This is a genomic window from Treponema bryantii (assembly GCF_036492245.1).
GTDB lineage: Bacteria > Spirochaetota > Spirochaetia > Treponematales > Treponemataceae > Treponema_D > Treponema_D bryantii_C.
In genome coordinates this window covers 81,275-99,738 of record NZ_AP025286.1, presented here as the reverse complement: position 1 = coordinate 99,738, position 18,464 = coordinate 81,275, and the positions used below count along the sequence as shown (strand labels likewise).

At 41.4% G+C, this 18,464-nt stretch carries 18 protein-coding genes; 4 read left to right on the top strand and 14 right to left on the bottom strand.

The window, feature by feature from the left end:
• Positions 1–43 precede the first annotated feature (43 nt).
• Complete coding sequence (locus tag AABJ44_RS00465) at positions 44–640, bottom strand: GNAT family N-acetyltransferase (protein WP_338369929.1); 597 nt, start codon at positions 638–640, stop codon at positions 44–46.
• Positions 641–768: 128 nt separating this feature from the next.
• On the bottom strand, positions 769–1,035 hold the full coding sequence (locus tag AABJ44_RS00460) for a hypothetical protein (protein WP_338369928.1): 267 nt from the start codon (positions 1,033–1,035) through the stop codon (positions 769–771).
• Between the two features lie 92 nt (positions 1,036–1,127).
• Between AABJ44_RS00460 and AABJ44_RS00455 the strand changes: the two genes are divergently transcribed.
• Positions 1,128–1,946 (top strand): TatD family hydrolase, encoded by an 819-nt coding sequence (locus tag AABJ44_RS00455; protein WP_338369926.1) that lies wholly within the window; start codon positions 1,128–1,130, stop codon positions 1,944–1,946.
• A gap of 15 nt (positions 1,947–1,961) precedes the next feature.
• Here the strand turns inward: AABJ44_RS00455 and AABJ44_RS00450 are convergent, their stop codons facing one another.
• Positions 1,962–3,095 carry a tocopherol cyclase family protein gene (locus tag AABJ44_RS00450; protein ID WP_338369923.1) on the bottom strand — a complete coding sequence of 378 codons (1,134 nt, stop codon included), beginning with the start codon at positions 3,093–3,095 and terminating at the stop codon, positions 1,962–1,964.
• Between the two features lie 51 nt (positions 3,096–3,146).
• Between AABJ44_RS00450 and AABJ44_RS00445 the strand changes: the two genes are divergently transcribed.
• Positions 3,147–4,259 (top strand): biotin--[acetyl-CoA-carboxylase] ligase, encoded by a 1,113-nt coding sequence (locus AABJ44_RS00445; RefSeq protein WP_338369922.1) that lies wholly within the window; start codon positions 3,147–3,149, stop codon positions 4,257–4,259.
• Here the strand turns inward: AABJ44_RS00445 and AABJ44_RS00440 are convergent.
• The 7 genes from AABJ44_RS00440 to AABJ44_RS00410 all read right to left on the bottom strand — a co-directional run bounded on the left by AABJ44_RS00440 (position 4,228) and on the right by AABJ44_RS00410 (position 11,318).
• The gene (locus AABJ44_RS00440; RefSeq protein ID WP_338369920.1) at positions 4,228–4,890 is read right to left on the bottom strand and encodes an energy-coupling factor transporter transmembrane component T family protein; all 663 of its coding nucleotides are present in this window, start codon (positions 4,888–4,890) and stop codon (positions 4,228–4,230) included. The genes AABJ44_RS00445 and AABJ44_RS00440 overlap by 32 nt on opposite strands.
• A complete protein-coding gene (locus AABJ44_RS00435; protein ID WP_338369919.1) occupies positions 4,887–5,624 on the bottom strand; it encodes an energy-coupling factor ABC transporter ATP-binding protein in 738 nt (245 codons plus the stop codon). Before AABJ44_RS00435 ends, AABJ44_RS00440 begins: the two co-directional genes overlap by 4 nt.
• A complete protein-coding gene (locus tag AABJ44_RS00430) occupies positions 5,602–6,207 on the bottom strand; it encodes a biotin transporter BioY (RefSeq protein ID WP_338369918.1) in 606 nt (201 codons plus the stop codon). Before AABJ44_RS00430 ends, AABJ44_RS00435 begins: the two co-directional genes overlap by 23 nt.
• A gap of 159 nt (positions 6,208–6,366) precedes the next feature.
• Entirely contained in the window at positions 6,367–7,293 is a 927-nt protein-coding gene (locus AABJ44_RS00425; protein ID WP_338369917.1) for an ABC transporter permease, read from the bottom strand.
• 2 nt (positions 7,294–7,295) lie between these two features.
• Positions 7,296–8,456: an ABC transporter permease gene (locus tag AABJ44_RS00420; protein ID WP_338369916.1), complete on the bottom strand. Its 1,161-nt coding sequence runs from the start codon at positions 8,454–8,456 to the stop codon at positions 7,296–7,298.
• A complete protein-coding gene (locus AABJ44_RS00415) occupies positions 8,449–10,017 on the bottom strand; it encodes an ABC transporter ATP-binding protein (RefSeq protein WP_338369915.1) in 1,569 nt (522 codons plus the stop codon). Before AABJ44_RS00415 ends, AABJ44_RS00420 begins: the two co-directional genes overlap by 8 nt.
• A gap of 182 nt (positions 10,018–10,199) precedes the next feature.
• Positions 10,200–11,318 carry a BMP family lipoprotein gene (locus AABJ44_RS00410; RefSeq protein ID WP_074641910.1) on the bottom strand — a complete coding sequence of 373 codons (1,119 nt, stop codon included), beginning with the start codon at positions 11,316–11,318 and terminating at the stop codon, positions 10,200–10,202.
• 123 nt (positions 11,319–11,441) lie between these two features.
• On the opposite strand from AABJ44_RS00410, the gene AABJ44_RS00405 reads away from it, so the two are divergent.
• On the top strand, positions 11,442–11,981 hold the full coding sequence (locus AABJ44_RS00405; RefSeq protein ID WP_338369914.1) for a hypothetical protein: 540 nt from the start codon (positions 11,442–11,444) through the stop codon (positions 11,979–11,981).
• On the opposite strand, the gene AABJ44_RS00400 is transcribed toward AABJ44_RS00405, so the two are convergent.
• From AABJ44_RS00400 to AABJ44_RS00385, 4 genes are all read right to left on the bottom strand, one after another.
• Positions 11,978–13,312: an MATE family efflux transporter gene (locus AABJ44_RS00400; RefSeq protein WP_338369912.1), complete on the bottom strand. Its 1,335-nt coding sequence runs from the start codon at positions 13,310–13,312 to the stop codon at positions 11,978–11,980. The genes AABJ44_RS00405 and AABJ44_RS00400 overlap by 4 nt on opposite strands.
• A gap of 105 nt (positions 13,313–13,417) precedes the next feature.
• Positions 13,418–14,659 (bottom strand): diaminopimelate decarboxylase, encoded by a 1,242-nt coding sequence (gene lysA / locus AABJ44_RS00395; protein ID WP_338369910.1) that lies wholly within the window; start codon positions 14,657–14,659, stop codon positions 13,418–13,420.
• A gap of 89 nt (positions 14,660–14,748) precedes the next feature.
• Positions 14,749–15,729, bottom strand: coding sequence for a diaminopimelate dehydrogenase (locus AABJ44_RS00390; protein ID WP_074641917.1), 981 nt, complete (start codon positions 15,727–15,729; stop codon positions 14,749–14,751).
• A 12-nt stretch (positions 15,730–15,741) separates the two neighbouring features.
• On the bottom strand, positions 15,742–16,428 hold the full coding sequence (locus AABJ44_RS00385; RefSeq protein ID WP_074641919.1) for a TrmB family transcriptional regulator: 687 nt from the start codon (positions 16,426–16,428) through the stop codon (positions 15,742–15,744).
• A 178-nt stretch (positions 16,429–16,606) separates the two neighbouring features.
• Here AABJ44_RS00385 and AABJ44_RS00380 point away from each other — a divergent pair, with 178 nt between their 5' ends.
• Entirely contained in the window at positions 16,607–18,463 is a 1,857-nt protein-coding gene (locus AABJ44_RS00380; protein ID WP_338369907.1) for an alpha-galactosidase, read from the top strand.
• Position 18,464: the final 1 nt, after the last annotated feature.

Here is an 18,464-nt window from a genome sequence, read left to right as displayed (position 1 = left end):
AAAGCACGAATTGTAAAAATTCGTGCGTAAAATGCTTCTGTTATTAAAGTTTTCGCTTAAAAATATAAGTTTTATAATCTTCTTGTTCATCACTGAAAGGCTCATAAGTGTCTTCTTTCAAAAGTGTGAATCCATGCTTTATATACCACTGCCAGTTGCATTCACAATCTGTCCAAAGGTAAAGATTTTTCCAACCTTCAGCACGAAGTTTTTCACAACACTTTTCAAGAATACTTGAACCTGCTCCTGGCTTTCGACTTATAAAAAGAGAAAGCTTTATATCATCATCCTGCATAAGGCTTAATGTTCGTTCGTCCATCAATGTGAGAAAAGTTTTACTCATACCAGAGGCAGTTTTCCATTCTTCCGGAAATCTTTGAGATTCCTTAGTAAACCATTTTTCAACATTACTGTAATCGCCCTTACGTGCAAAAAACGCTGCGGAATGAATCTCGCTTGGTTCTCCATCATCTACCAGCTGGAAACGATAATTATTTTCCCAAATATTATTTCTTACAATGTATTCAACATTAAAACGCTTAAACTCATCATTTCCAACTGGCGGAAACCACAAGGGCTCAACTACATCAACAATAAGAGGAAGATTATTAAAATTAAAGGATTCAAGATGTGTACTCATAGAAGTTTCTCAATTATTTATATCCGTAGTATAGCACATTTATTAAGAAATGAATTTGTATATTTTTTATTTTCCTGATTTCATCTCTTTCTTGTTTTCATACATTTTCTGATCTGCCCGCTTAAGAATTACAACAAACTCATCTCCACCAATTCTGAAAACTGGTGAATGAGAAAAAACAGAACATACAATTTCACAAAGTTTATCAGATTACCCATATCAAGCTCATATTCCATTTTTCGTATTGTTCTGTCATAAGCAGTTTTATTTCTGATACCTGTAAGAGAATCCTGATTTGCAAGCTCTGTCATATGAGTAGCATGCTGTTTCATAATTTCTGCATTTCTTTCTGCAAGAAGAATTCCCTCAACATAATCACGCATATCAACAGCCAATAGTAATACTATGCCACATTGGTTTTTCAGCTGTGCTCTTTTCAATCAGCTTCATAAAACTATCTCCATATAACAAGTTATTTAATTATATCATGGAAAAATGGAATTTAAAATTTATTTGTTTTCCTTTATCATTAAGAGAAAATAAGGTTTTGATTATGCTTATTGATTTTCATACACATTTAGATTTTTACAATCAAACAGATTTAGCTGCACAGCTAGCTGAATTTTCAGGAACAATTATTGCGGCCTCTGTCGATGAAAATAGTTTTTTGAAGAATTGTGAGATTGCGTCACATACACCAGATCAGTGTCATATAATTTCTACCTTTGGTATCCATCCAAATTACGCAGATGAAAATGCCACATTTCTTGATAATCCCGAAACGAAAAAACGATTTGAAAAATATCTTGAACAGTCTCCTTTAATCGGTGAAATTGGAATGGATTTTTGCTGGTCAAAATGTTCTGTTGAAAATCAGGAAAAAGTTTTAAGATATTTTTTAGAATACTGTAATAAAACTGCGAAGCCCTGCGTAATTCATACAAAAGCTGCTGAACAAAAGATATGTGATATTCTTTCTGATTATCCAGATGCTCCGATTGTGATTCACTGGTATGATGGACCAGAGAATATTTACAGAGAATTCTTACGTCGCGGTTATATGCAGACATTTGGTGTAGAAACTATTCGGTCTGAACATTTACAGAAATTACTGAAAATGACTCCTCCAGAACTGCTGCTTGCTGAAACTGATAATCCTGATTCAGAGCCCTGGCTTGGTGGAACCAGAAATGATGTTGGTTTGATTGAAAGGGTCTATAATGAAATTGCCGGACTTCTCGGTATGAGCCGTCCGGCTTTTGAAAAACTTATTGAAGAAAACTTCAATAGAATATTACCTAACTAACGATAGTTAGACAAACTAACAGTATTCACCCCACTCGCAGCCAATGTGTTTAGCTTCAATCTCGTCAAGAAGTTTTGGCTTAGCAAACAGACGTTTTTTCCAGAGCTTTACAGTACCGCAGCCGGTTCCGCCATTCCATAATCTGTTATGACGTTTCGCCCCATCTGGAGACTCATAGTTTACCAGAAGCATTTTCAATTTGTCGCATTCCACTTGAGTTTCCATGATAGCCTTTGTTGTTTCCTGACGGACATACCAGATAATTTTATCTTCAGTTTCCTTGCAATCAAACTTTGTACGGCAGAAAGTCCAGAATTTTGAAAAATTAAATTCATATGATTTTCCTTCGTACCAGAAGTCACTCAGGAGTTTGCGATTAAGAGCGATTCCAAAAGCCTTTGGACGACCGCCACCGATATCGAATACAGAATCTTCGAGGCGTTTACCTGTTTGTTTACTTACTAGATCGCAAGAAGAAAGCCAGACCCACGGAGAAGTAAAATCTGCACCCCAGTTTTTATCAGCATAACCGAACGAACGTTCGTTAGTAATTATATATTTCTCGCCATTTGAGGTAATACTTCCTGAATAAAGAGATTTCATTCCTTCTGCATGCCAGTACATTTCAAAGGCTTTAAGTTTACGGAACAGTGAACCTGCACCGTAGCCTACATTAAAGGCAACCTTTTTATCTACATTTATATCCCACTGCATTGAGCCGGAATTACACATCCATTCAGGATGAGCTGCTGCGTCTTCCGATGAAATCTCCACCTTACCAATAAGGCGCGTTTCACAGGCAGAACAGTCTCCTGCTTTTACAAAATAGCCGTTATCGTCGTGCCCAATATCCACATCTTTCAAGGCAATAAACTTATGAAGCTGTGTAGGATTGTCTCCCCACCAGCCGCACTTTACCATAAGATAACTTGGACGGCGACCTGCTTCACGATTTACGGGAAGCTGACCACATACCGGCTGATCCCCACCTAGTGCCGGGTTACATGTAAAATATTCGATAAAGAACGCGCGTTCTTCTCCAGTCTTCTCATTAACAGCTGTAAAATTATGCCACCACCAGTCGTATCCTTTGCGGGCAAAACGGCCGTTGAGCATCCAATAATTTCTCTTCAAATCCGATTTGTTCATATTTTTAAAGATAATATCAAATTGAAGAAAAGGCAATTTTATAGTATCACTATGAATATGACTACGAAGGAAAAAGTTTTGAAATTGCTCGTGGATGCAAAGGGCCAGGCTGTTTCGGGAGAAACTCTCGCGGCTGAATGTGGTGTGAGCCGTGCTGCTGTCTGGAAGGCAGTAAATGCTTTGCGCGAAACTGGCAATTCAATTGAAGGTACAACAAACGGCGGTTATGTTCTTTCTGATAATGATGTTTTTACCGCTGAACTTTTTAAGGAAACTTTTTCTTCACGTTTTCCAGAACTTTCTGATTGTCATATTGAATGCTTTAAGGAAATTGATTCTACAAATACTTATGCAAAACGAATCCTTGCTGAATGCGGAAATCTTCGTGGACCAGACGGTAGCCTTACCGAAGCCGGCAAAAAATATCACTGCTCAGTAATTATTGCCGAAAGCCAGACTGCTGGTCGTGGTCGCTTAGGACGCACCTTTGTTTCTCCAGAAAAAACCGGCATTTATATTTCTGTGATATATGCTCCAAAAGGTGGAATTACAAATCCTGCAAGGTTGACAGCGTGTGCGGCAGTAGCAATTTGCAGAGCGATTAAAAAAGTATTTGGTGATATTTCTGTATTAACCGCAGACCCACAAATTAAATGGATCAATGATATTTTTGTTGAAGGTAAAAAAGTCTGCGGTATTCTTGCTGAAGGCGTTGCCAATTTTGAAAGCGGAATGATTGAATCAGCCGTTGTTGGAATGGGAATAAATATTAAAAAGAATAAGACTGCATTTGAAGGTGAACTGGCAGATGTTGTTGGTACACTGGAAGATGCAGTAACTCAGACTTCTCCAGAAGCTGCAGGTTCAATTTCTAGAACTCGTGTCGCCGCAGAAATCGCCGGCCAGGTTCTTAAGATTTTTGAAGAAGATGCTTCAAGTCCCGAAACACACAAAGCAATCATAAAAGAATATAAAGAAGCCTCGTTCCTGCTTGGCCGAGAACTTACAGTATACCCTCTGATTGGCGATGAAAAAACTGCTTACAAAGCTACAGCTACCGACATCGATGAAAATGCCGGACTCATTGTCACTCTGGAAGACGGAACTATAAAGACACTGAACTCTGGAGAGGTTACGCTGAAGTCTTCTGCCGTATTGAAATAGCCCGTGCTGAATTATATGCCTGCTTCATACCAACAGAGAAGAATACTGGAAGCAGAACAATAAACATTCGGAGAGATTTCTTCCCGCCGCGGGCTTTCCACGCGCGTTCTGCCTGCTGCCAGTTTTTAGAAACCTGAGGAATAAAACAGATAAAAAGAGAAACTGCCTGAGCAACCGGAGTTTCTTTCTTTGCATGAAAAAGTCTACGAACTGCAAGCTCCATGCTTTCGAGTCCTTCGCGAATTTGTAATGAAGTTGAAGTTTTAAATACTATTGATGCACTCTGCATTACACAAAGCAATTTTAATAAAAGAATCCAGGTTTCTGTTTCATTTCGAATAAATGTTGATATCTCCAGCTGACCCGATGCCACGCTTCCAATCAGCTTTGCAAAAATCAAAAATACCGCATAGTATAATACAGCTTTTACATCTCGCAGCTGTTCTCGAACAGAGAACTTCAATACAAACGCAAGAATAACCTGTATAATACAAAGCCCGATTGCACAATAAAATGGCTGTTTAAACACCGCAACACTAACCACAGAGATCAAAAGAATCTTAATCCACGCAGGACAGCGGTGCAAAAATGAGGAACCAGGTTTGTAAGAAAAAGCGGTATCTTTTGTCATTCCCATATTAGATCTTTCACTGATTTATAAGCAACCAGCGGATTTCTGATATTCCATTCTTCGAGGTTTTGCTTTAGACCTTCTTCCGGAGTATCATCAAAAACTTTTTTACCACGGAATAAAACTACCAATCGGTCGGAAAGACCGAGGCATTTTTCTAACTCGTGTGACAGTATTACAACTGTTTTACCTTCTTCCTTAAGCTGGCGGACAAGTGCGTTTACCTGCTTAACTCCTCCAAAATCCAGGTTGGCATATGGCTCATCTAAAATAATTACTGGAAACTTCATTGCGAGCATACAGGCAACTGCAAGACGGCGTTTTTCTCCACCAGATAAAAAGCGGGCAGGAAAATCAGCTTTGTCTGTAAGCCCTGTTTTTTCCAGAGCTTCACGTACAGATGTCTGAACTTCTTCTTTTTTCCAGCCGAGATTTTTCGGACCAAAGGCGATGTCTTCTGCCGGAGTTTCACCGAGAATCTGAGTTTCAGCTTCCTGGAAGACGAGGCCGACCCGGCCTTCAACATGAACTCTGGAATCTGTTCCTGAGTTATCAGCCTCCATCAGTCCGGCAATAATCTGCATCAGAACACTTTTACCTGATCCGTTTTCGCCGCCTACAACGACGCACTCACCCTCTCTGATTTCAAGGCTTACGTCATCTAAGGCTTTCTTTGGACCGGCAACAGTGCTGAATGTTTTTGATAAATGACTAATACTTATTTGAGTCTTCATATAAATACTGAGCAAGTACCGGACGCAACTTCAACGCAACCGGTATGGCAATTACAGCCTTAAGAATATCTCCAGGAATATATGGAATTACGCAGGCAGCCATTGTATAAGCAAGGGCTGTTTTATCTGCAGGAACTTTGCCGGCAGCAGTTGCCCAATACGAAAATCTGATTACACCCGGAATATACAAAATCACAAGACCAGTAACAACAGCAGCAGAAACACGAACAACTACCTTTACAGTCAGTTTCTTTTCAGTAACACTCGGCTTTCCAGCAATAAAACCTGCAACCACTGCACCAAGCAGATAACCAGGCAAAAAGCCGCCGGTTGGTCCAAGCCATACAGCAAGCCCGCCGGTTCCACCAGAATAAACTGGAAGACCAATCAAACCTGCAATTAAAAAGAGAGCTGCAGGAGCACCAGCAAGGACTCCTCCTAATAATACAGCACACAGAATACATAAGGCATTCTGCAAAACAATCGGAATCACACCAAGAGGGATTCTGATAAAACAACCAAAACAAATAATAGCGGCAAATAACGCGATGAAAGAGATTTTTAAGACTGACTTATTTTTCATAAGAGAGACTATAGCAAATAAAAAGGCTATTGTAAACCTGTATTTAAATATAGGTTTACAATAGCCTTTTTATACTTTCGTTATTGCGAGCGAAGCGAAGCAATCCATATTAATAGATTGCTTCGTCGCTTCGCTCCTCGCAATGACGTCAGATAAGAATTACCTTGTACCCTTATCGTATGGAATACCCTCAGCCTTAGGAGCGCGGGATTTCTTTGAAGTGAATGCAAGAACTACAAGAGAAATGATGTATGGAAGCATCTTGTAAACGTCACCTGGAACAAGATGAATCAATGCATCAAATGCAGAATAAGTATCTGCAACGGCACGGAATGCACCAAATAGCAAAGCACTGGCTGCAATACGAAGCGGATTCCACTGACCGAAAATCATAACGGCAAGTGCAAGGAAGCCCGCACCGGCAACACCGTACATGAAGTCCCACTGTGAGTTTGCAGCAGAAATGTAGATAATTCCACCAATTCCACCACAGAAGCCTGAAATCAAAACCCCTGCATAGCGCATTTTGTATACATTGATACCTACGCTGTCTGCAGCCTGAGGATGTTCACCACAAGCCATAAGACGAAGACCAAAGCGTGTTTTGTTCAAAAGTACATAGGCAACAGCAACAAGAATCACTGTCAAAATCATGTAAATATTGAAATCTCCAATCAGGAAAACCTTTCTGTTTGCAATATAATCAAGAATTGCAGAAGGGTTTGTACCACCTGATCTCGCATTATTAAACGACTTAACAATAACAATAGCAGCGGCTGTAGCAAGCATATTCATAGCTGTACCAACCAGAGTCTGATCCGCCTTAAAGTTAATAGCCGCAACTGCAAGGAACAGAGAATATAACATTCCGAAAAGAACACTCGCAAGAATTGTCAGCAGAATTATAACAAAGGCCGGAGTTCCAGCAGGCAGAGAATAAAGCACGAATGCACCGCCAAGCGCACCCATTACCATAATTCCTTCAAGACCAAGGTTAATTACACCACTGCGCTCACTGAACATACCGCCGAACGCAACGAAAATCAAAACTGAAGCATAAATTAAAGTATATTGAATCAATAACATAATTAACCTCTCTTGCCCTCGGCATCAGCAGATTCGGCCTTTACAGGCTTTTCCTCTGACTTCGCAACCTTCTTCTTTCTTTCCATCAGCTTACTTAACTGTGTCTTAAACAGGAACATGAATGCACAAGAATAAATGATGATAGATGAGATCAAATCCGCAATCTGAGGATTAAAATATTTTGTATCAATAAAGCTTCCACCCTGAGTGATATGCTGAATAAAGTAACCCGAGAAAATTACACCAATCGGATTCAGCTCACCAAGGAAAGCAACTGCAATACCATTAAAGCCCATAGCAGGGACAGTCGAACTTGTCTTCCATGGCTGAACATCAGTCAGATAGAAAAGTGAAGCAGCAAGACCGGCAATAGCACCAGAAACAGCCATAGTCAGAATCAGATTTTTCTTATCCTTCATTCCGGCATATTTTGCAGCATGCTTATTAAGACCTGTAGCACGAAGTTCGTAACCAAGGACTGTCTTTTTCAAAACAATGTTTACAAGAATTGCTACAACAATTGTCAAAGGAATTGCAATTGAAACATACTCGTTATCATGGAAAAGAGCACCAAGACCAAGAGTTGGCAAAAGTGACTGAGGTGAAGTTGCAGCAATTGAGAAGGTTTCTGATTTACCAACGTTCATAACGCGCTCATTCTGCATCAACACATTCACAATATAAAGTGAAATCCAGTTGAGCATGATTCCCGCAATAACTTCGTTTACATTACAGAAAGCTTTCAGAAGGCCCGCAATACTTGCCCACAAAGCAGCACATACTATAGCAAACAACACACATACAAACCATGGAAGATGCCATGCTAATGCAGTCCAGAGTGAAATACCAATTCCGATACAATACTGGCCGGCAACACCAATGTTGAAAAGTCCAGATTTGTAAGCAAACAGAACTGCAATTCCACAAAGAATAAGCGGTACAGCCTTTACCAGAGTCTGTCCCAGGTAGTAAAGCTTTTTACCGTTATTTCTGTAATACATCCAGTTTTTCAAGATTACGCTGATAGCCTTTGGCGCATGTTCAGCATTGATAATCAGAAGAATGATAAAACCAATCAGAATACCAAGAAGCGCACAAATTACAGCAGAAAGAATTGATTTAGAAGTATCAGAAGCAAGTGCTGTCTTAAATTTATTACTCATCTTTTGCCTCCCCACCGGCTTTCTCGCCTACATTACGTTTAGCACCAGCCATGTAAAGACCAAGCTCTTCCGGTGTTGTCTGTTTTGGATCCAGTTCACCGACAATCTCGCCTTCATACATTACAAGGATTCTGTCGCTGAGATTCAAAACTTCTTCGAGTTCGTAAGAAACAAGAAGTACTGCCTTTCCTGCGTCACGGTCTGCAATAATTGCTTTATGAAGATATTCAATGGCACCAACATCAAGACCACGGGTTGGCTGAACTGCAATAAGAAGTGAATGCTCTTTATCGAGTTCGCGGCCAACAATTGCCTTCTGCTGATTTCCACCAGACATTGCACGGGCAATGGTTTTATTTCCCTGTCCGCTTCGAACATCGTATTTATCAATAAGCATCTGCGAATAAGCAGAAACTTCTTTTGTCTTTATAAACTGATTCTTCTGGAACTGAGGCTCCCAGTAACGCTGAAGCACCATATTCTGTTCAAGAGTGTAATCCAGAACCAAACCGTGCTTATGGCGGTCTTCCGGAACATGGCTCATACCAGCTTTGCTTCTTTCGCGGATAGATTTTTTAGTGATATCAATACCGCACAAAGTGATTTTTGAAGCAGAATGAGGAGCAACACGCTCAAGACCAGTAATTCCCTGAATGAACTCAGACTGGCCGTTTCCATCAATTCCGGCAATACAAACGATTTCTCCGGCACGAACCTGAAGGCTAACGTTATGAACGGCAAGTTTTTTATGAACATGACTTTCAACGCAAAGATTTTCTACATCAAGAACAACTTCACCTGGTTTTGCAGGTTCTTTATCTACAGTGAACTTTACGTCGCGGCCAACCATCATGCGGCTGAGCTCTTCCTTGCTTGTGTTTGCAATCTCAACAGTACCGATGTAGCGTCCTTTACAGAGAACTGAACAACGGTCTGAAACTTCCATGATTTCGTTGAGCTTATGTGTAATAAAGAGGATTGATTTTCCCTCTGCAGCAAGATTTTTCATAATCTGCATAAGCTCTTTGATTTCCTGAGGGGTAAGGACAGCAGTAGGTTCATCAAAAATCAAAATCTCATTATCGCGGTAGAGCATTTTCAAAATTTCTACGCGCTGCTGCATACCAACTGTGATGTCTTCGATTTTTGCGTCAGGGTCAACTGCAAGACCATACTTCTGACTCAGATTGATGATTTTTTCTCTGGCAGCTTTTCTATCAACAAAACCATGCTTTACTGTTTCGCTGCCTAAAATGATATTATCAAGAACAGTAAAAACTTCTACGAGCTTAAAGTGCTGATGCACCATTCCAATTCCAAGAGCCGTAGCATCATTAGGATTTTTGATTTCAACCTTTTTTCCATTCTTGTGGATTTCGCCTTCTTCCGGCTGATAAAGACCGAAAAGAACGCTCATAAGCGTAGACTTACCAGCTCCGTTCTCGCCCAAAAGCGCATGGATTTCGCCTTTTTTGAGCTGAAGGGTGATATTGTCATTCGCAATAATTCCGGGGAAACGCTTAGTAATATTAAGCATTTCAATGATGTATTCTTCACTCATAAGAAAGAATTATATACTAAAAAGAAAGGGATTTAAACAAAAAAAGCGTGAACACCGGAGAGTTCACGCTTAATAATTTCCGTTTTGTCGGCTCGCAAGTCTCGCCTCTGAGCCGTTCTTTCGATGAACCTAAACAGGCCCGCTGTCGCAGCCCTGTTTTTAACGGTTCTTCGATTTTTGGCTTATTTAATGTTCTGGTAGTAGTTTACTTTTACAGTAACTGCTGGAGCCTTGTCGATTGCGTTAGAAACTGTAACTTTATTAGCATATACATCAGCTACAAGTTTCTTGTAATCATTTACTGAGTAGTTCTTCATTGTCCAAGTATCTGTTGGAAGACCTACATAGTTCAAAGAAAGGTCTTTTCCTGATACGAGACCGAGGTTAGCAATCTTTCCAGAGTAGTCAGCCCAGTTTCCAGCCTGAATAGCAGAAAGAGCAGCGTTTACTGTTGCAGAAAGACCCTTCATAGCAGAAGTTACACACATACCATCAGCGTAGCTGTTAATCTGTGCTGTCTGATCAACGTCAACACCAATTACCTTTCCACCAACTTTAGAAGCAGCTTCACAAGCAGAAGACCAGATAGCTCCACCACATGCGAATACAACTTCTACACCACGGTTCTTGTACCATCCGTCCATAGCAGCTGTAATTGTCTGGTCGCCGTAGAACTGTCCACCATAAACATATTCAATTGTTACCTGATCAGCAACTTTGAGTTCTTCAGCAGCCTTGTTAGCACCCTGAACGAATCCGTATCCGTAGCGAACTACAGCTGGAACAGCCATACCACCAAGGAATCCAAGGTGACGATATCCTTCTTTTACTGCAGCATAACCTGCGAAGAATCCAGGAAGCTCTTCTGCATAAACTGCACAGAATACGTTAGCTGGAACAGCAATACCACCGAGGTCACCTTCGCTGATATCAAGACCGATGAATTTAGCATCATCATAATCTTTAGCTACCTTTCCAATTGCTTCACCGAAAAGGTATCCAGGAAGAACGATTACATTGTAACCATCCTGATAAGCAGCATCGATAGAAGCAACGCGGTCTGCGTTTGAATCTCCGGCTGGTTTGTAGTACTGGAACTCAAGTCCGTTTGCTTCGGCGTAATCTTTACAAGCCTGGTAAGTTGTCTGATTGAAAGACTGATCTGTAATATCGCCTGAATCTGTTACCATAGCGATTTTGATAGAAGCCTTAGAAGACTTCTTTGCTTTTTTTGCTTTAGCAGCAAAAGTTGATGAACAAACAAGTGCCATCATCATTGCAATTGCAATAAGCTTTTTCATTTAAGTTATCCTCCAAATAAATGATAGTATCACTATTATAAAACATTACGTTGTAAGTATCTACTAAAATAAGAAATTCTAAATATATTTGACAATCTGATTTTTCGCGTTAGACTTTTGAATATGGCAGAAAAGAAATCACTACTTCAAACTATTCAGGATTTTACACAAAAACTGGAAGAATTCTCTCAGCATAATGGTGTTCGTATTCCTCAGGAGAACTCGGAAACTCAAAAACTCTCAAGACTTCAGCAGCATATAAACCAACAGGATGAAGAAAAGCGGGCACTGCTCCGTTCTCAGTTTCAGGAGTTTGCAATGCCTGTAACACAGGATATCGAAAAAGATGAAGAAGATTTATTGAAGGCTTATGAATTGTTCTGCCAGTTGAAGTCATTAGATGAACAAAGCGGCGACCGTCAGACTCATCTGAAAAGTCTGGCACTTTCAAGTCCGCTTTGCCATAAATCAGAATATGCCGCAGAAGGAAATACTCGTTTTGCTTTTCTGCGCTTGTGGTTTCTTACAACAAAGCCAGATGCTCAGTTTGTGCCAGAAATAACTGAAGACTCTAACGGTTCCGTTGCACTTGAATTTACAGACCTCGATCTCTGGCAGCCATCCTCGTTTGAAAAAGAAATTATGCAGGCTTTTGATGATTAGAGCTTCTGCACCTTTTTTTGATTAAGCCAGATAAACGCAATCACACAGATAACCGCAGAAAGCAGGCTTCCAAGTGGAGCTGCACAGCCCATTGGGAAAAGTGTTTCCGGCCAGTATTTTGATGCCAGCCATGCGCCCGGTATTCGCACAAGTATGATTGATGTCACGTTGTGAATAAATGAAAGAATTGATTTTCCCATTGCGCAGAAGTAACCGCTGAAGCAGAAGTGGATTGCAGCAAAGACGCAGTCGAATACATAAGATTTCAGATACTGAGCTCCAAGATTGATTACAACCTCTTCGCGGGTAAAAAGTGCAATAAGAGGATGCAAAACAAACTGAAGTGAAACCGCAAAAATCAGACCAATACCAGTGGCAATTGCGGTGCCGGCATAAAGAGTTTTTCGTGCACGATCATAGTATCCGGCACCAATATTCTGAGCGGCAATTGCGCTGACTGTAGAAAGCATGCTTGAAGGAATAAGGAAGAGGAAGCAGATGATTTTTTCAACGATTCCAACGGCGGCCGCTACGTTTACACCACGACGGTTTGCAATAACTGTAATCAGCATAAAGGAAATCTGAACAAAACCGTCCTGGCAGGCAACAGGAACACCAATTTTTAAGATTGGAACAAGTGCATCCTGCTGAAGTTTGAAATCTTCTTTTGTAAGTTTGAGGCTTTTTGAACGCACAATTGCAATCAAACTGATGATAACGCTGACTGCCTGTGCAATAACTGTAGCAATCGCTGCACCCTCGGCCTTCATGCCAAGCATGCCCATAAAAATGTAATCGAGAATGATATTGAGAGTACAGGCGATGATTACAAAAATCATAGGGCTTTTAGAGTCGCCCATGCCACGGAAAATCGAAGCAATTACGTTATATGCAACAATAAATGGAATACCGATAAAACAGATTCGAAGATAAAGAACTGTCTGCTCAACGCTTTCCGGAGGAGTCTGAATCAGACTTACAATTCCACGGCAGGCAAGCAAAAGAATTACAGTAATCACAGCTGAAAAAATCAGGAAAAAAGTTACTGTGTTACCAATGATTTTAGAAGCACGTTTTGTGTCTTTAGCACCAACAGCCTGACCAATCAGAACTGTGCCGCCCATCGCAAGCCCAACGATAATTACAGTAAACATGTGCATTACCTGACTTCCGATAGACACAGCAGAAATTACATCTGCGCCATTGAACTGACCTGCAAGGAACAAATCTGCCATGCCATAAAGAGTCTGTAAAAAATATGAAAGAAGATATGGTAAAGAAAAAACGACGATGTTTTTGAGGATGCTGCCCTCGGTAAGATTTTTTGTCATAAGGATTATTATAATGAAAAATTCACGTCATTGCGAGGAGCCCGACAGGGCGACGTGGCAATCTATGTAGCATGGATTGCTTCGCTTCGCTCGCAATGACGTAGTTTAGAATAATCTCATCAAATCTTCAATAGTCTCGCGTCTTCGGATAAGCTTTACGCTGCCATCCTTGCAGATGAGAACTTCTGCAGGGCGTGGACGGCTGTTGTAAGTTGAACACATGCTCCAGCCATAAGCGCCGGTATCGAGAACGCAGGCAAGGTCTCCGCGCTGCATTTCCGGAAGCTGACGATCCTTAGCAAGAAGGTCACCGCTTTCGCAGATGTTACCGGTTACAGTCTGTTCCATAAGATTATCGCGAGGAACAACTTTTCCGTCACGGATAACTTCAATATCGTGCCAGCTGTCGTACATACTTGGGCGAACAAGCACATTCATACCGATATCAGTTCCGGCAAAGGTCTTTCCGTTGTTGTGCTTTACTGCATGAACGCGTCCAAGAATTACGCTGCCTTCTGCAACACAGAAACGGCCAGGCTCAGACTTGAACAAAACAGGCTTTCCATATTTTGCAACAAAGTCGTCGAGAATTGGCTCAAGACGCTTCTTAAAATCTTCCATTGGGAAAACTGCTTCGTCGTCCAGCTTGTGATATGGAATACCATAACCACCACCAAAATCAACAAACTCAAGATCCTTAAACTGAAGTGCAATACGAAGCAGGTTTGTAACTGCATCGAGGTAAGGCTGTGGGTCCATAAAGAGGGAACCGATGTGCTGGTTGATTCCCGCAATTGTAAGATTATATCTGTCTGCAATTTCAAAAATCTGAGGAATAAATTCTTCAGAAATTCCAAACTTAGTTTTCTTACCGCCGGTAACAACCTTTTCATGATGGCCGGCACCTACACCAGGATTGATGCGCACTGCAACCTTACCGCCCTTGTTCAATGAGCCGTAAAGCTCGAGCTGAGCAAGAGAGTCACAGCTTGTCATAATTCCGTTATCAATTGCAAACTGCATTTCTTCTGCACTAACGTTGTTTGGCACAAAGAAAATGCGGTCGGTTGGGAAGCCAGCCTTAAGCAGCATCTGGATTTCTCCAACACTCATAGCATCACAGTTGTTGCCTTCTTCAAGAGCAAGCTTGAGGATGTGAATGTTTGTATTGGCCTTTACCGAATAGTTTGCAGTGTACTTATACTTTGTAATTACCTTAGCAACAGAATCCATACGGTTACGGAGAATCTTCTCGTTATAAACGTAGAGCGGTGTGCCAAATTCCTGTGCAATTTTTTCTGGGTCATTACCCTCGAAGAAATTTACATTTTCTATAAATGAATTCATGTTAACCTCTATTTGTCATTGCGCGCGCAGCGAAGCAATCCATTCAATAGATTGCCACGTCGCCTTTTCAGGCTCCTCGCAATGACGCACTATAATAAGTGAGCTCTAATTTCTTCGCCTGACAGTGGACTCAGGTAAGCTGGTGCAACATCGAATACTGTCTTACAGCCTGTCTGGCCTTCCTTGTTCATTCTGTAAACTGCGCGGGCGTAAGCAACGAGAACACTTGAAGTAAATGCAGGGTTTGAGTCGAGCTTGAGGCTGTACTCAATTACGTTGTTGAACTCGTTGTCCCAGCCAGTTTTTCCAGAACGGATTACAAATCCACCGTGTGGAATACCAGAGTGGTTCTTCTTCAATTCTTCTTCGCTGATAAAGTGAACTGTTGTGTCGTAATCAGCAAAGTAGTTTGGCATCTCTTTGATTTCTTTTTCAATGCGTGCCTTATCAGCTCCTTCTTCTGCCACAACAAAACATTCACGAGTATGCTTCTGGCGAGTAGTCAAATCAGGATTGCTTCCAGAACGAACTGCATCCAAAGCAGCCTGTACAGGAATTGTATACTGCTTACCATCCTTTACACCTTCAATGCGGCGGATAGCATCAGAGTGTCCCTGGCTAACTCCCTTACCCCAGAAAGTGTAATCCTTTCCGTTTGGAAGAATGCAGTTAGCATAAAGACGGTTCAAACTGAAAAGACCTGGATCCCATCCGCAGCTGATCAAAGCAGTATGCTTGAAATCTTTTGCAACTGTATCAACATTTGCAAAGTGCTCTGGGATTTTTGCGTGAGTATCGAAGCTGTCGATTACATTGAAATATTTTGCATATTCTGGAGTCTGTTTTGGAAGGTCTGTTGCAGAACCACCACAGATAATAAGAACATCAACTTCATCCTTGTGTTTTTCAACTTCTGAAACGTTGTAAACAGGAACACCTGCAGTCAAGATTTTTACAGTTGAAGGATCACGACGTGTGAATACAGCAGTTAATTCACAATCTGGATTCTGCTTAACAGCAGCCTCAACACCTCTACCAAGGTTACCATAACCTAAAATACCAATTTTCATTTTGTACCTCTTTTACGCTAAAAGCGTTATTTTATCTTTTAATGCCTCTTTCATTACTTCAACCAGATTCTTCTGGCCGGAGTATAGACATGTATTATGCTCATCATCTGTAAGCTCGCCGGTAAGCACATAAGCTGAATCAGTTATAAAACGAATCTGTCCTTCTTCAACTTTTGTGTTGTAAACCTTTGCGCCCTTAACTGAATAATCCTGAGTCAGCAGAACAATTTTCTTTCCTTCCGAAATAAGACGTTTAAGATCTTCTTCAAAATCTTTTACAATCTGTGCAGGAGCCATCAGATAAAGGCGAAGTTCAGTTTTCTCTATCATCTCGCGCATTTTATTACGGATATTTTTTGCGCCTACAATTGTGATATAACCGTCCGCGGCAATTACTTTCTGAGGACCGTGTTTTTCCAGATACTCAGCAGATTTTTTGAGTTCAGATATTTTATTTGATGTAAAGGTTTTGATTTCAACAGGGCGGTATTTTGTAGCCTCGCCCTCAACAAGATAAGCGGCTCCCTTTTCTACAAGAGCATTAAGTGCAGCATAAACATTTGAACGGGAAAAACCGGTATCCTTAGCAACCTCATAACCGGTCATATCACCATGATTTAAAAGTGCGGCATAAATTGAGGCTTCCTGTCTTGTGAGAGAGAACTCTGTAAGAATGTCGATAATCTTTGTTTCAGCCATATCAAAACCTCAAATCAGTTTATCCCGCATCGTTGCGTATTTAGTAGTATTGTTTAGTACTACTTGTGACAATATACAAAGAATTTCTGATTATGTCAAATTTATAATTGATTAACCGGTGAAAAGATGTATGATTAGGTAAATCGATTAACTAATTTTTTGAAAAAACGAGGAAAAAATGACACCAAGCGAACCTGCAAAAATCACAGACAATAAATATCGTTTTGATTGTTTTACTAATGGCCAGGTACTTCCTGGAAACGTAAAAGGCCGCCTTCCTGCAATGGGCTGGAACAGCTGGAATGCTTTCGGCAGCGGAAACACAGAAGCACTCACAAAAATCATGGCCGACAAAATCATTGAACTCGGACTCGATAAACTCGGCTACCAGTATTTAGTACTAGATGACGGCTGCTATAAATCTGAGCGCGAGGACGGAAAGCTTGCAAATGAACCTGTAAAATTTCCAAACGGCTTCCGAGCTCTTTCTGACTATGTTCACGCTCGCGGTCTTAAATTTGGAATGTACAATGATATTGGAACAAACCTTTGTGCCGGTGCTGCAGTAGGAACCTGCGGTTTTGAAAAGACAGATGCTAAATCTTACATTGATTGGGGAGTAGATTTCCTCAAAATTGATAACTGTTATTACCTCTGGGATAACGCAACTTTCTCAAATCCTGAGAACGCAAAGTACGTTTTTGCCCCAAATTTGAAAGAAATTCAGTTAAAAAAAGGCGAATTTTCGATTTTACTCAGCGCTGATAAAGGAATTTTGAAAGGTCGTGGCGCTTCAATAAAAGACGGCTATGCTACAGGAATCGGAACTTTTGACGGTACAAATACCGGAACAACTCCAGTTGGACCAATGAGCAGTGAGCTTGTTTTTGAGATTGAAGTACCTGAGGCCGGCGAGTACGAGTTGACAGTAAACTACGCAACGGCCCGCCAAAACGGATGCGGAGAATGGCTGCAGGTGGCAGCGGAGGCTGCTTCGAGCGATAATGAGAACTCAACTATTTTCTTTGATAATCTCCTTCCGGCAACAGAAACTCCGGAAACTTTCGAGGCTTCCGCCCCAATCAAAATTACCCTCAAAGCCGGACGCAACAAAATCCGCCTTATGAACCATCGACGACAGGAGAATACACTCTGCTCATATGCAGCAATGCTCGAAGGACTCAACGAAGCAAAACCGGATCACGGCGTTCTTCTTTCCCTCTGCGAATGGGGAAAAACTCAGCCACAGAACTGGGGCTATAAAGTTGGAAACTCATGGAGAATCTTAAACGACATTACCTTCCGTGTAGGCTCAGACGGCAACCCTGGCTTCGGCAGCTGGACAGACCCCGGAACTCCAAGTGTAACGTCTCAGTACAACAAAGCCGTTATAATGGACGAGTTTTCGGGACTCGACAAAGGCTGGAACGACCCCGACATGATGATGATTGGAATGAACGGAATGACCACTCAGATGAGCCAGACCCATTTTACAATGTGGTGTATGATGAACTCTCCTTTGATGCTCGGCCTCGACCTTCGCCGTGTTCAAAAAGGTGATGAACTTTACAATATAATTGCAAACCGCGACCTCATCGCACTTAATCAGGATGCGCTTGGTATTCAGGCAAAACGTATTTTCACAACCGCTGCAATGCCTGAAAACCTCGACGTCGCAGACCGAACACCGAACCGCGCCTACATTACCGACTGCGACCGTATAGACATTCTTGCAAAGCCACTTGCAGACGGTTCTCTCGCTCTCTCCTTCTTCAACCTGAGTCAGGAAAAGAAGTGCGGTGACTTTGCGGTAGATGCAGCACTTATTAAAAAATATCTCGGCGATAAATTACCGGAGAGCTTCTACGATGCCGGGGTAGCCGACTCCTCAGCCACCGCCGGCCGCTACACCTTCCGTAATCTCTGGACAGGTGAAACCGGCACTTTTGAAAACGGCCGTTTCGCTGTTTCAGAAATTGAAGGCTGTGGAAACATTACTCTGAAAATTTTACCGGCAGCACAGATAGAGGGCTAGG

Coding starts and splice junctions, on each gene's coding strand:
- AABJ44_RS00385 (WP_074641919.1), bottom strand. CDS start 16,428: ATGGCTGAAACAAAGATTATCGACATTCTTACAGAGTTCTCTCTCACA.
- AABJ44_RS00465 (WP_338369929.1), bottom strand. CDS start 640: ATGAGTACACATCTTGAATCCTTTAATTTTAATAATCTTCCTCTTATT.
- AABJ44_RS00405 (WP_338369914.1), top strand. CDS start 11,442: ATGGCAGAAAAGAAATCACTACTTCAAACTATTCAGGATTTTACACAA.
- AABJ44_RS00430 (WP_338369918.1), bottom strand. CDS start 6,207: ATGAAAAATAAGTCAGTCTTAAAAATCTCTTTCATCGCGTTATTTGCC.
- lysA (WP_338369910.1), bottom strand. CDS start 14,659: ATGAATTCATTTATAGAAAATGTAAATTTCTTCGAGGGTAATGACCCA.
- AABJ44_RS00450 (WP_338369923.1), bottom strand. CDS start 3,095: ATGAACAAATCGGATTTGAAGAGAAATTATTGGATGCTCAACGGCCGT.
- AABJ44_RS00445 (WP_338369922.1), top strand. CDS start 3,147: ATGAATATGACTACGAAGGAAAAAGTTTTGAAATTGCTCGTGGATGCA.
- AABJ44_RS00400 (WP_338369912.1), bottom strand. CDS start 13,312: ATGACAAAAAATCTTACCGAGGGCAGCATCCTCAAAAACATCGTCGTT.
- AABJ44_RS00420 (WP_338369916.1), bottom strand. CDS start 8,456: ATGAGTAATAAATTTAAGACAGCACTTGCTTCTGATACTTCTAAATCA.
- AABJ44_RS00440 (WP_338369920.1), bottom strand. CDS start 4,890: ATGACAAAAGATACCGCTTTTTCTTACAAACCTGGTTCCTCATTTTTG.
- AABJ44_RS00390 (WP_074641917.1), bottom strand. CDS start 15,729: ATGAAAATTGGTATTTTAGGTTATGGTAACCTTGGTAGAGGTGTTGAG.
- AABJ44_RS00410 (WP_074641910.1), bottom strand. CDS start 11,318: ATGAAAAAGCTTATTGCAATTGCAATGATGATGGCACTTGTTTGTTCA.
- AABJ44_RS00380 (WP_338369907.1), top strand. CDS start 16,607: ATGACACCAAGCGAACCTGCAAAAATCACAGACAATAAATATCGTTTT.
- AABJ44_RS00425 (WP_338369917.1), bottom strand. CDS start 7,293: ATGTTATTGATTCAATATACTTTAATTTATGCTTCAGTTTTGATTTTC.
- AABJ44_RS00455 (WP_338369926.1), top strand. CDS start 1,128: ATGGAAAAATGGAATTTAAAATTTATTTGTTTTCCTTTATCATTAAGA.
- AABJ44_RS00435 (WP_338369919.1), bottom strand. CDS start 5,624: ATGAAGACTCAAATAAGTATTAGTCATTTATCAAAAACATTCAGCACT.
- AABJ44_RS00415 (WP_338369915.1), bottom strand. CDS start 10,017: ATGAGTGAAGAATACATCATTGAAATGCTTAATATTACTAAGCGTTTC.